Raw genomic sequence first — 12505 nt, 5'->3', positions numbered from 1 at the left:
TCCGTCGATCGCCGCCATCACAGCGCATTCAATTGAGAATGTCAATAATTGTGAACGCCTATTGTGTAGGGTCGGACCGTGACCAGCCAGCTTCGTAGCGAACACTCCCTCCAGGCCGACACCGCCTTCCTGCTCGCGCGAGCGAACGCTCACTCCCTCACGGCGGCCAATGCCGCGCTCGCGCCGCTCGGTCTGCGCGTTCGCTCGTTCTCAGTCCTGGCACTCGCTGTTGACGAGGGGCGCCTGTCGCAGCGAGACATCGCCGAGTACCTGCGTCTCGACCCGAGCCAGGTGGTCGCTCTCGTCGACGACCTGCAGGAGCGCCACCTCGTGACGCGCGAACCGGATCCGACGGACCGCCGTGCAAAGGTCGTGATAGCCACCGGAGCAGGCCGGAAGTTGCACGAGGAGGCGGCAGAGGCCACCCGTCGGGCGCTGGACGCCATGCTCGGCGGGCTCCAAGCGGAGGAGCGCGCCGTCCTGCGAGCGCTGCTGACCCGCCTGGCGTTCCCCGCCTGACGCGGCCGGGTCACCTGCTTGAAACCCACCGACGGCGCCTCACCGAACGGCGTTGGAGCTAACGGTCGTTCGCCTCTCGGTCGCCGTCGACGTAGTACCAGCGGCCGCCCTCACGGACGAAGCGGCTGGTCTCGTGCAGGCTGCCGCGAGCGCCGGTGGCCGGGTACCGGTAGAAGGCGGTGAACTCGACGACGCCCGTGGTGTCGAACGGCCCGCCCCGCTCGGTGCGGTGGACGTCCAGGCGGCGCCACTGCTCGTCGCCCAGCCCGGCGGTGTCCGGCCGGGTCGGGGGCGCCCACGTGGCCAGCAGATAGGCCTCGTCGCCGACCGCGAACGCCGAGTACCGCGAGCGCATCAGTGCCTCGGCGGTCGGGGCGGTGGCGGCGCCGGAGTGGTAACGCCCGCAGCAGGCGCCGTAGGTGTCGCCGGACAGGCAGGGGCAGCGTTCGTCGTCGTGCACCAGGTGATCTTCGCACTACGCGAACGTCTCGTGCCCCAGCACCGCCAGCAGGCGGATCTTCTCCTCGGCCTCGCTGCCAGGCTCGGGCGTCAGCACCAGGAGCGCCTGTGACTGGTCCTCGGTGAAGAGTGCCTGACAGGCGACGTCGATGCGGCCGAGCTCGGGATGCACCAGCGTCTTGTGGTCCTCGAAGCGGCGCGACACCTCGTGCAGCTCCCACATCCGGACGAACTCCGGGCTCTCCCGCAGCAGGACGCGCAGCATCTCGTCGGCGGGCGAGCCCGGCCCGGCCGCGCCGTGGGCGGCCCGCAGGGAGGCGACCTGGCTGCGGCCCTGCCGCTCGTGGTCCTCGGGCGGGTACACGTTCCTGGAGTCGGGCTCCATGAACCACCGGTAGACGGAGCTGCGGGCCAGACCTGTCTCGGGCGGCGTGCCGAAGATCGCCTCGGCGAGCCGGTTCTGCACCAGCGGCTCCCCCAGCCCCGACAGGATGACCGCCGGGGTGTCCTCGAGCCGGTCCAGCACGCGCAGCAGGGCGGGCGCCACGTGGGACTCAAGGGGCATGCGCCGCGGCACCCCGTGGCCGGCGAGCCGGAACATGTAGTCCCGCTCCTCGACGGTCAGGCGCAGGGCGCGGGAGAGCGCCGCGAGCATCTGCTCGGACGGCTGCGGCCCGCGCTGCTGCTCCAGCCGCGCGTAGTAGTCCACGGACATCCCGGTCAGGGCCGCTACCTCCTCGCGGCGCAGTCCCGGTGCCCGACGCCGCGGCCCCGGCACCAGCCCGACGTCGGACGGGCGCAGGGCTTCCCGGCGTCGGCGGAGGAAGTCGGCGAGGGCTGCACGGTTCATCTGCCTATCGTGCGCCGCGCCGCGTGCGGGAGCCAGGGATCGCGGGTCCCTGGTTCACCGGGTCTCTCCCGCCGTCGGCCCGGGCGGCGCACGGTGGGGACATGAACATCACCGGTAACACCATCTTCGTTCCCGGCGGGACCCGCGGTATCGGCCTCGCCCTCGCCCTGCGGCTCCAGGCCAAGGGCAACACCGTGATCGTCGGCGGTCGCGACGCCGGGGCGCTGGACGCCCTCGCCGCCGACCACGGTCTCGCCGGCGTGCGCATCGACACGAACGATCCCGAGTCGATCCGGACGGCCTCCGCCGAGGTGATCGAGCGGTTCCCCGACGTCAACGTGCTGGTGCCGATGGCCGGGATCATGCGGGCCGAGAACTGGCGCACGCCGGACTTCCTGGCGGACGCCGAGGCCGTCGTGACCACCAATGTGCTCGGCCCGATCCGGCTGATCGCCGCGTTCACCGAGCACCTGCAGTCCCGGCCGGACGCGACGATCCTGACCGTGTCCTCGGGCCTGGCCCACGCCCCGCTGCGGGTCACTCCGACGTACAACGCGAGCAAGGCCGCGATCCACATGCTGTCGGAGTCGATCCGCCTGCAGTTCGCGGGCACCAGCGTGTCCGTCACGGAGCTGGTGCCGCCGTCCGTGCAGACCGCGCTCATGCCGGGCCACGACGAGGACCCGCACGCCATGCCGCTGGACGAGTACGCCGACGAGACCATGAGCCTCCTCGAGGCCCAGCCCGACGCGCACGAGATCCAGGTCGAGCGGGTCAAGTTCCTGCGCTACGGCGAGGTCCGGGGCGACTACGACCAGGTGGTCGACGCCCTGAACGCGTCGGAACCGATCGCGGCGGTCACGCCGACGGCGCCCGCCTCGGCCAGCGTCACCTCAGCCACCCCACCGCCGTCGGCCGCCTCGATGCGGTAGTCCCCGAGGAAGCCACCGAACCGCACCCGGCCCTCGGCGTCGGTGCGCAGGGTCGTGGGCGGCAGCCACCACTCGCCCTTGACGAGTTCCCGCAGCCGGTCGAACGCCGGCTTGCGGGAACCGTCCTCCCGCAGCAGTCCGCCTGGGGCGTTCAGCCACATGCCCCGGTCGGACAGGCCCCAGTACGTCATCGCCTCGACGCCCGGGTGCGACAGCAGCGTGCGGTAGTGGCGCTCCACCTCGTCGGCCTGGCGCGCCTCGCCCTCCGGCGTCGACGGCCACGACTCGACCTGCCAGTCGTTGAGGTCCTCGATGTGCGCGGGCATCACGTCGCCCGACATGAGCGTCGTCTCCGTGAAGTGGATCGGGATGTTGTACCGGGAGAACCGGTCCAGGATCGCGAGGGTCTTCTCCTCGCCCCAGTACCCCTGGTGCATATGACTTTGTAAGCCGAGCCGGTCGATCCGGATCCCGGCCTCCAGCACCGCCTCGATCAGGCACTCGTACGCCGTGGACATGTCGAAGTCGTTGAGCAGCAGCGTCGCACCCGGGTTCTCGGCGCGCGCCTCCTCGAACGCCATCCGGATCATCTCCACGCGGCCCTTGACCCGTGCCAGGGGCGTGATGGCGTTCTCCTCGGCGGTGAACACGGGCATGATCACCACCTCGTTGATCGCGTCCCAGGTGTCGATCACGCCGCGGAACGCCGCGACGTCGCGCCGGATGCGGTCTCGCTGGAGGCGCTCCACCTCGGCGTCGGGCAGGCCCCGGAGCCAGCCCGGCTGCACCGTGTGCCACACGAGCGGGTGCCCCTTGACCACGACGCCGCGCTCGGCGAACCAGCGCGCCGCGCCGAGCAGCGGCTCCGTCCGCGGGGCCCCGCGCTCGGGCTCGAACGTGCCCCAGTAGAACGGGAGCGTGGTCTGGTTGAAGACGTCGAACCACGCGTCGGCGAGGCGGCCGTCGTACTCCGGGTCCCGCGAGGTGCCGTTCGCCAGGTCGATCAGGTCGAAGCCGATGCAGCCGAACAGGAACGCGTGCCGCGTCTGCCGCACGACGACGTCGTGGTCGGCCAGCGGCACGCCGTCCGGCCCACGCAGGGCGACGGTCGCATCGGCGCGGCGGTGCGCCAGGCTCGGGTCGGGCGTGCGTCCTTCGTCGGGCGCCGTGAAGAGAGAGGTCACGCGCCGACCCTAGCGGCGGCCCTCACTCTCGTGGAGTCACGACGAGCAGATCACCCACCTCGCACCGCAGCACGTCGCAGATCGCCGTCAGCGTGGAGAACCGGATCGCCCGGGCGCGGTCGTTCTTGAGCACCGACAGGTTCACCACCGTGACGCCGACCAGCTCCGCGAGCTTGGCCAGTGTCATGCCGCGCTCGTCCAGCAGCTCGTCGAGCCGGCAGTGGACGCGAGCCTCGTCGTCGTCGACGGGCATCAGACGAGGCCCTCGGTGTCGTGCTTCAGGCTCGCGCCGCGCTGGAACGCATAGCCGACGGCGGCCAGCAGGAAGCCCGCCAGGAACAACGACATGTCGAGCCCCAGCACCACCGACTGACCGGTGACGGCGTCGAGGCTCTCCAGGGCGCTGCTCGACGCCGTGCCCGCCAGCGAGGGGGTGAGGACCGAGGCCAGCACCAGGGTCGCCGCAGCAGTATTGATCGCCACCAGGTTGGCCCGGGTGAAGAACTCGCCCCGGAAGAAGGACCCGCCGAGCACTGTGAAGCAGGCAGCGACCACCAGCAGCGTGATCGCAGGCAGCAGCGCGGCCGCTAGCACCACCCCGAACGGCGCGGGACCGAGGCCGGAGACGCGGACCACCGCTTCGGTGGCCTCCGCGCCGACCGCGCCGTTCACCAGCAGCTCGTGCGGCACGTCGGCGAGGTCAACCGTCACGGGAACGTCCCGGTTGGGCAGGATCCGCACGAGATCCCGGACGATCGCCACGATCCCCGCGACAACCGTCAGGCCGCCCGCGAGCGCCAGTACAACGAAGTCCGGTCTCGGATTGCTGAGCCATCGCTGAACCATCATCGTCTCCTCTTGTCGGCATATCGTTTATCGATACTATCGAAACACGATATGCCGAAGCGGTCAACGAATCCGGTGACGAAGACGACCATGCACCTGCTGCCAGAACGGAAGTCGGCTTGGCAGCAGGTGCATGGTCGTTCGTGATCCAGTGACCTACGTCGCCGCCGGCTCCTCCACGATCGGGGCCGCGAACTGGCTCGCGTACAGCCGCGCGTACGCGCCGTCGGCCGCGAGCAGGTCCTCGTGCGAACCCTGCTCCACGATGTCGCCGTGCTCCATCACGAGGATCACGTCGGCGTCGCGGATCGTGGACAGGCGGTGCGCGATGACGAACGACGTCCGGTCCTTGCGCAGCCGGTTCATGGCCTCCTGCACCAGCACCTCGGTGCGGGTGTCCACGGACGACGTCGCCTCGTCGAGCACCAGGATCGCCGGGTCGGCGAGGAACGCCCGCGCCAGGGTGAGGAGCTGCTTCTCGCCGGCCGAGACCGACGAGCCCTCCTCGTCCACGACGGTGTCGTACCCGTCGGGCAGGGTCCGCACGAACGGGTCCACGTGGGTGGCCCGGGTGGCGGCGAGGAACGTCTCCTCGTCCACCACCGCGGCGTCCGCCACCCCGTACCGCAGGTTCTCCTCGATGGTGCCCTTGAAGAGCCAGGTGTCCTGGAGCACCATCCCGACGGACGAGCGCAGGTCGTCGCGCGACATGTCCCGCGTGTCGACGCCGTCCAGCGTGATGCGTCCGCCGTCCACCTCGTAGAACCGCATGAGGAGGTTGACCAGCGTCGTCTTGCCGGCGCCCGTCGGGCCGACGATGGCGATGGTCTGGCCCGGCTCCGCGACCAGGTCGAGGCCGGTGATGAGCTGCTGGTCGGGCGTGTACGAGAACGAGACGTCCTCGAACGCGACCCGCCCGCGCACCGGCTCCACCTTCTGCGAGTCTGCCGGGTCGGCAGTCTGCTCGGGCGCGTCCAGGAGGTCGAACACCCGCTCCGCGGAGGCGACGCCGGACTGCAGCAGGTTCATCATCGAGGCGACCTGCGTGAGCGGCTGCGTGAACTGGCGCGAGTACTGGATGAACGCCTGCACGTCACCCAGCGACAGCGTGCCCGACGCCACGCGGAGCCCGCCGATGACCGCGACGATGACGTAGTTCAGGTTCGCGAGGAACCCCATGGCGGGCTGGATGGTGCCCGAGATGAACTGCGCCTTGAAGCTCGCCCCGTACAGCGCGGCGTTCTCCTTGGCGAAGGCCTCGGCGGTGGACTCCTGGTGCCCGTAGACCTTCACGAGCGCGTGGCCCGTGAACGACTCCTCGATGTGCGCGTTCAGCCGCCCCGTGGCCGCCCACTGCTCGACGAACTGCGGCTGGCTGCGCTTGGCGATCTGCATCGTCATGACCACGGACAGCGGCACGGTCACCAGCGCGACGAGCGCCAGGATCGGCGAGATCCAGAACATCATGAAGAGCACGCCGACCACGGTGAGTGCCGCCGTGACCAGCTGCGCGAGGGTCTGCGTGGTCGTCTGGGCCACGTTGTCGATGTCGTTGGTGACGCGCGACAGGATCTCGCCGCGCTGCTTGGCGTCCACGTACGACAGCGGGATGCGGTGCAGCTTCGCCTCCACCTGGTCGCGCAGGTCCCGCATGGTGCGCTGCACGACGCCGGTGGTGATGCGCGCCTGCAGCCAGCCGAACAGGAACGCCCCGACGTACGCCGCGACCACCCAGCCGAGCGTCTGCGCCAGCAGCGTGAAGTCGATGCCCTGCCCGGGTACGACGCCGGGGACGCCGGACAGCAGGTCGGCTCTCTGGTTCTGGCCCTGCTGGCGGAGCATCTCGATCGCCTGCTCCTTGGTCAGGTCCGCTGGTAGCCCAGCTCCCACGAAGCCCGCGAAGATCACGTTCGTCGCGTCGCCGAGCAGCTTGGGCCCCAGCACGGTGAGCGCCACCGAGCCGATCCCGAACACCATGAGGACCACGACGTTCAGCCGCTCGGGCCGCAGCGAGCCGGCGAACCGGCGCAGCGAGCCCTTGAAGTCCATGGGCTTCTGCACGGGCATGCCCATGTTGCCCATCGGGCCGGGTCCCGACCGCGGGTTCGGCGGGCCGGGTGGCGCCGACGGCGCGGCCTTGGTCGTCTTCTCTTCCCCGCTCACGCCGCTCACGCCGCCTCCTCCAGGCTCATCTGGGACGTCACGATCTCCTGGTACGTCGGGTTGTCGGCCAGCAGCTCCGCATGCGTGCCCCGGCCGACGATGCGGCCGTGGTCGAGCACCAGGATCTGCTCGGCGTCGCGGATGGTCGCCACCCGCTGGGCCACGATGATCGTCGTCGCATCGCGGGTCTGTGGCCGCAGGGCGGCCCGCAGCCGCGCGTCGGTCGCGTAGTCGAGCGCGGAGAAGCTGTCGTCGAACAGGTAGATCCGCGGTCTGCGGATCACCGCCCGTGCGATCGCCAGCCGCTGCCGCTGCCCGCCGGAGAACGTGGCACCGCCCTGCGCCACCACCGCCTCGAGTCCGCTGCCGTTCTCGTCGTTGCCCAGCGCCTCGACGAAGTCACGGGCCTGCGCCACCTCGAGCGCCGCCCACATCTCCTCCTCGGTGGCGTCGGGCTTGCCGTACCGGAGGTTGTCCGCGACGGTCCCGGTGAACAGGAACGCCTTCTGCGGCACCAGCCCCATGAGCGCGCCCAGGTCGCGCTGCGTGACGTCACGGACATCGATCCCGTCGACGCGGACCGTCCCGCCCGTCGCGTCGAACAGACGCGGCACGAGGTTCAGCAGCGTCGACTTGCCCGCGCCCGTCGAGCCGATGATCGCGGTGATCTGGCCCGGCTCGGCGGCGAACGTCAGGTCGTGCAGCACCGGCGCCTCGGCGCCCGGGTAGCGGAACTCGACGCCCTCGAAGGTGACCCGGCCGCGCGGCCCTTCACCCTCACCGGCCGAGCCCTCCTCGCTGGCCGAGCTCGTCGAGACCAACCGCACCGGGCTCTCCGGGTCGACGACCGACGACTTCGTCTCGAGAACCTCCCCGATCCGCTCCGCGGCGACGGCGGCACGCGGGATCATCATGAAGATCATCGTGGACATCATCACGGCCATGAGGATGTACATGAGGTAGCTCAGGAACGCCGTCAGGGAGCCGATCTGCAAGCCCCCCGCCTCGATCTCACGCGCACCGAACCACAGCACCGCCACCGAGGACATGTTCATGATGAGCATGACCACGGGGAACGTGAGGGCCATCAGCTGGCCGGCGCGCAGCGAGGTGTCGTACAGCTCCTCGTTCACCACCCCGAAGCGCTCCTTCTCACGGCGTTCACGCACGAACGCGCGCACGACCCGCAGTCCGGTGATCTGCTCGCGCAGCACGCTGTTGATGGCGTCGATCCGCTTCTGCATGCGCCGGAAGTGCGGCACCATCCGCCACACGATGACGCCCGCCGTCGCGGCCAGCACCGGCACGATGACCAGCAGGAGGGCGGACATCGTGACGTCCTCGGACAGCGCCAGGATGACACCACCGACCAGCATGATCGGCGCCATCACCATGATGGTGAAGGTCATGAGCACGGTCATCTGGACCTGCTGCACGTCGTTGGTACCGCGCGTGATGAGGGTCGGCGCGCCGAACTGCGCCATCTCCCGCGCGGAGAACGTCTGGACGGTGTGGAACAGGTCGCGTCGCAGGTCCCGGCCGAAGGCCGTGGCGACCTGCGCGCCGAAGTAGACGGCGACGACGGAGGCCACGACCTGGCCCAGCGACACGACGAGCATCCAGCCACCGGTGCGCCAGATGTGGCCGATGTCGCCGACCACCACGCCGTCGTCGATGATGTCTGCGTTCAAGCTGGGCAGATAGAGCGCCGCGAGCGTCTGCACCAGCTGCAGGACGAGCACCGCTACCACCGCCCAGCGGTACGGGCCCAAGTACCTTCGGGCAAGCGTGACAAGCATTAAAAACAGTTCCCTTCGAAGCTGGGGGCTGGAGAACCAGGGTTCGGGGTGCCCGGTGCCGTAGTACCGGAGGCTGCTGCGTCCGGGCGTTCAGGGCCAGGCTTTTTCGCCGGCCCGGTCGGACCGGCGAGGCCGTTCACGAGGGCGTCGGCCAGCACGTGGGCGGGCACCGCCGGGAGCAAGTCGTCGAGCCGGTGGTGCGTGCCGGCTATCGCCGACTCGACGAGCGAGATCGCCACCTCGACGGGGACGCGCAGGCGGTCCAGGTCAGGCGCCAGGACGGCGGTGATACCCTCGACGGTCGCCGCGTGCTGGCTCGCGCGCTGGGCCATGAGCCCGTCGCGGAACTCGGTCATCCGCCGGCGCGTCGCGTCGTCGTCGGCCGGGGGCAGGGTCACCCGCAGGTGCCGGAGCACCGACATCCACCGCATGACCTCCGCCATCCGGTCGCGGCCTGTCTCGATCACGAGCGCGAGCCGCCGCTCCAGCGGAAGTGCCGAGTCGATCGCCGTGAGCTCGGCGAGCGTCTGCTCGGGTCCGGCCGCACGGTGCAGCCCTTCGACCGCTACCGCCCCGACCAGCGCCGTCTTGTCGCCGAACGCCCGGAACAGGGTGCCCTCCGCGACGCCTGCGGCGTGCGCCAGCTCGCGTGAGGTGACGTCGGCCCCCCGCTCCCCGACCAGTGGGAGCACCGAGTCGATGATCGCCGCCTTGCGGTCCTCCGGCGCCATCGGGGCAGCCCGCCGTCGTGCGTTGTCCATGCCCCGACGCTAAATGAGTGAGCACTCACTCCGCAACTCGTTATCCGGGGAGCGTAAGAGCGACGAAGTAGAGCGCCTGCCCGACTCTCCCTCGTGACACCAGGGAGAGTCGGACAGGCGCTCTACTTCGTCGCTCTTGTGCTGAGGCTCAGCCAGCCGGCGGTGCCGGCGGGGCCGGGGGCACCGGCGGAGGCGGCGTCGGACGCGAGGGCGTCGTGCCACCGGCCGGGCGCTGACCGCGCTCGTGGCTCGGGTCGAACGGATCGCCCGACCGGGTACCCGCGCTGGTCGCGTCGGCCACGGCGGCCTCGGCCTGACGCTGCGCCTCGGCGAGCGCCTCGCTCGGGTCCTGCAGCAGCGGCTTGTCGAGCACCGACGCCGTCGGGCGCGGGCCGTCGGACGGGCCGTTGTCGCTCGGTGGCGTCGGGATGCCCGGCGTGCCCGGCGTCCCGCCGAAGCCCTGGGCGATGCTGCCCAGCGCCGCGGTGAACTCGGTGGGGATGACCCAGGTGGTGTTGGACGTGCCGTTCGCGATCTGCGGCAGCATCTGCAGGTACTGGTAGGCCAGCAGCTTGGGGTCGGCGTTACCGCGGTGGATCGCCTCGAAGACCTGGATGATCGCGCGCGACTCACCCTCGGCCCGCAGGATCTGCGACTGCGCGTCACCCTCGGCGGTGAGGATCGCGGACTGCTTCTCACCCTCGGCGGTCAGGATCGCGGACTGCTTGATGCCCTCCGCGGTCAGGATCGCGGCACGACGGTCGCGCTCGGCGCGCATCTGCTGCTCCATCGCGCCCTGGATCGAGGGCGGCGGCTCGATGGACTTGAGCTCGACACGGTTGACGCGGATACCCCAGCGCCCGGTCGCCTCGTCCAGCACACCACGGAGCTGGCCGTTGATCTGGTCACGGCTGGTGAGCGTCTGCTCCAGGTCCATCGAACCGATGACGTTACGCAGCGTCGTGACGGTCAGCTGCTCGATCGCCGTGATGTAGTTCGCGATCTCGTAGACCGCGGACTTGGCGTCCGTCACCTGGAAGTAGATGACGGTGTCGATCTCGACGACCAGGTTGTCGCTGGTGATCACCGGCTGGGGCGGGAACGACACGACCTGCTCACGCAGGTCGACGCCGGCGCGGACCCGGTCGACGAACGGCACCAGCACGTGCAGGCCGGGGTCGAGCGTCTTCGAGTACCGACCGAGGCGCTCGACCACGAGCGCCACCGACTGAGGAACGATCCGCACCGCACGGATCACCGCGACGATACCGACGATCACGACCAGGGCAATGATCAGATAGAGCAGGACTTGCCCGAATGACTCCACGACATCTCCTTACGCGGGCACCTAGGCCCGCACGGACTGTTTCAAGCTTCTGACTGGAACGGCAGCTTCCGACTGGTACTGCTTCACGCTGGGACTGCAACAGCAAAGGCCGCGCCCAGGCGCCAGGCCCTCAGGCCGGCTCGACGACGGCGGTCGCGCCGTCGATCTGGACCACACGAACGCTAGTGCCGGCAGCCAGCAGAGGCGAGCCGGGTACGGCTCGTGCGCTCCACACCTCTCCGCTGAGCTTGATCAGTCCCGATGCGCTGCTGACCTCCTGGACCACCGACGCGGTGCGCCCCACGTTCGCCTCGGCGTTGGTGGGCGCCTTCGGCGTGCTGTTGCGCAGGTGACGAATGAGCGTGGGCCGCAGCGTCACGAGCAGCACCACGGATGCCACGACGAAGACGATCGCCTGCACCCACAGCGGAGCACCGGCCGCGTTCGCCGCGCCCGCGGCCAGCGCGCCGCCCGCGAACATGATGAAGACGAAATCCAGTGACAAGAGTTCGATCAGCGCGAAGATCAGCGCTGCGCCTACCCACCACAACCAGGCCATGGGTGCTCCCTCCGAGCTTCCACTCCGGCTGGTGACCGGTCGTCGACGGAACCTCTCCGTCGACGGGTCCTCGCGGTGAATCTACCGCCACCTCGGACCTTTGCCCGGACTTTACCAAGGTCCACTGACACAGCGGTAGCAAAGTCGGTGTTTCGACTTGATTTCTTTATCGCGCTGACTATTTCAGCGACGACGCCGGCCGACCGTATTGAGCACACGCGATTCGACACCGGACCGGCGGAGCGACGAGCGGCCGGACGAACGGCCCGATCAGCCTCCGGTTCAGCGGGCCGCGCGAGCGAGCCAGCGCCCGCCGCCGTGCGCCACGACGAGCGGGAGCCCGAACGCCGCCGAGAGGTTGTCCGCGGTGAGGACCTCCTCGATCGGCCCGGCTGCCTGGATGCCCGCCTTCTTCATCAGCAGCAGGTGCGTGAAGCCCGGCGGGATCTCCTCGACGTGGTGCGTCACGTGCACGAGGACCGGGGACATCCGGTCGTGCGCGAGCTCGGAGAGCGCGGCCACCAGCTCCTCACGGCCGCCCAGGTCGAGCCCGGCACCGGGCTCGTCGAGCAGCAGCAGCTCCGGGTCGGTCATGAGGGCGCGGGCGATCTGCACGCGCTTGCGCTCGCCCTCCGACAGGGTGCCGTAGGTGCGGTCGGCGAGGTGGTCGACGTCGAACAGCGCCAGCAGGTCCTTGGCGCGCTGCTCGTCGAGCTCGTCGTAGGCCTCGTGCCAGCGGCCGGTCACGCCGTAGGCGGCGGTCAGCACGACGTCGCGCACCGTCTCCGCCGTCGGGAGGCGCTCCGCGAGCGCCGCGCTCGAGATACCGATACGCGGGCGGAGCTCGAACACGTCGACCCTGCCGAGGGTCGAGTCGAGGATCTTCGCCGTACCCGACGTCGGGTGGAGGCGCGCCGCGACGATCTGGAGGAGAGTGGTCTTGCCCGCACCGTTCGGGCCGAGCACGATCCACCGTTCTCCTTCGTTCACCTGCCAGTCCACGGAATCGAGGATGGTCGAGGTGCCGCGACGGACGGTGACGCCCGTGAGTTGGAGAACCGAGCTCATGGGTCCCGACCTTACCTGAGGAGCAGTCATTTACAGTT

The 12505-nt window shown here is 69.9% G+C and carries 12 protein-coding genes and 1 pseudogene; 2 read left to right on the top strand and 11 right to left on the bottom strand.

Annotated features, from left to right (window positions below; all coding sequences use genetic code 11):
* Nucleotides 1-78: 78 nt before the first annotated feature.
* Nucleotides 79-519 (top strand): MarR family winged helix-turn-helix transcriptional regulator, encoded by a 441-nt coding sequence (locus ACQEVI_RS23700; protein ID WP_432903701.1) that lies wholly within the window; start codon nt 79-81, stop codon nt 517-519.
* Nucleotides 520-577: 58 nt separating this feature from the next.
* Here ACQEVI_RS23700 and ACQEVI_RS23695 read toward each other — a convergent pair whose 3' ends face one another.
* Together ACQEVI_RS23695 and ACQEVI_RS23690 are read right to left on the bottom strand one after the other, a co-directional pair.
* Nucleotides 578-979, bottom strand: coding sequence for a YchJ family protein (locus ACQEVI_RS23695; protein ID WP_432903698.1), 402 nt, complete (start codon nt 977-979; stop codon nt 578-580).
* 15 nt (nt 980-994) lie between these two features.
* The gene (locus tag ACQEVI_RS23690; RefSeq protein ID WP_432903695.1) at nt 995-1828 is read right to left on the bottom strand and encodes a helix-turn-helix transcriptional regulator; all 834 of its coding nucleotides are present in this window, start codon (nt 1826-1828) and stop codon (nt 995-997) included.
* Nucleotides 1829-1929: 101 nt separating this feature from the next.
* Here ACQEVI_RS23690 and ACQEVI_RS23685 point away from each other — a divergent pair.
* Nucleotides 1930-2502 (top strand): annotated as a pseudogene (locus ACQEVI_RS23685) (SDR family oxidoreductase); the annotation flags it as partial.
* 134 nt (nt 2503-2636) lie between these two features.
* Here ACQEVI_RS23685 and ACQEVI_RS23680 read toward each other — a convergent pair.
* From ACQEVI_RS23680 to ACQEVI_RS23640, 9 genes are all read right to left on the bottom strand, one after another.
* Nucleotides 2637-3944, bottom strand: coding sequence for an endo-1,4-beta-xylanase (locus ACQEVI_RS23680; RefSeq protein WP_432903692.1), 1308 nt, complete (start codon nt 3942-3944; stop codon nt 2637-2639).
* A 22-nt stretch (nt 3945-3966) separates the two neighbouring features.
* Nucleotides 3967-4197 (bottom strand): helix-turn-helix domain-containing protein, encoded by a 231-nt coding sequence (locus ACQEVI_RS23675; protein WP_432903689.1) that lies wholly within the window; start codon nt 4195-4197, stop codon nt 3967-3969.
* Entirely contained in the window at nt 4197-4790 is a 594-nt protein-coding gene (locus tag ACQEVI_RS23670) for a hypothetical protein (RefSeq protein ID WP_432903686.1), read from the bottom strand. The genes ACQEVI_RS23675 and ACQEVI_RS23670 overlap by 1 nt, the downstream gene beginning before the upstream one ends.
* Before the next feature lie 156 nt (nt 4791-4946).
* A complete protein-coding gene (locus ACQEVI_RS23665; protein WP_432906090.1) occupies nt 4947-6857 on the bottom strand; it encodes an ABC transporter ATP-binding protein in 1911 nt (636 codons plus the stop codon).
* Between the two features lie 101 nt (nt 6858-6958).
* Nucleotides 6959-8752 (bottom strand): ABC transporter ATP-binding protein, encoded by a 1794-nt coding sequence (locus ACQEVI_RS23660; RefSeq protein WP_432903683.1) that lies wholly within the window; start codon nt 8750-8752, stop codon nt 6959-6961.
* Nucleotides 8752-9513 carry a TetR/AcrR family transcriptional regulator gene (locus ACQEVI_RS23655; protein WP_432903680.1) on the bottom strand — a complete coding sequence of 254 codons (762 nt, stop codon included), beginning with the start codon at nt 9511-9513 and terminating at the stop codon, nt 8752-8754. The genes ACQEVI_RS23660 and ACQEVI_RS23655 overlap by 1 nt, the downstream gene beginning before the upstream one ends.
* A 148-nt stretch (nt 9514-9661) precedes the next feature.
* On the bottom strand, nt 9662-10840 hold the full coding sequence (locus ACQEVI_RS23650) for an SPFH domain-containing protein (RefSeq protein ID WP_432903677.1): 1179 nt from the start codon (nt 10838-10840) through the stop codon (nt 9662-9664).
* 130 nt (nt 10841-10970) lie between these two features.
* A complete protein-coding gene (locus ACQEVI_RS23645) occupies nt 10971-11399 on the bottom strand; it encodes an NfeD family protein (protein WP_432903674.1) in 429 nt (142 codons plus the stop codon).
* A gap of 282 nt (nt 11400-11681) precedes the next feature.
* Nucleotides 11682-12467 carry an ABC transporter ATP-binding protein gene (locus ACQEVI_RS23640; RefSeq protein ID WP_432903671.1) on the bottom strand — a complete coding sequence of 262 codons (786 nt, stop codon included), beginning with the start codon at nt 12465-12467 and terminating at the stop codon, nt 11682-11684.
* Nucleotides 12468-12505 lie beyond the last annotated feature (38 nt).

Source organism: Promicromonospora sp. CA-289599 (assembly GCF_050936155.1).
Lineage (GTDB): Bacteria > Actinomycetota > Actinomycetes > Actinomycetales > Cellulomonadaceae > Promicromonospora.
The sequence above is the reverse complement of the archived record's forward strand: the minus strand, read 5'-3'. Positions and strand labels throughout refer to the sequence as shown.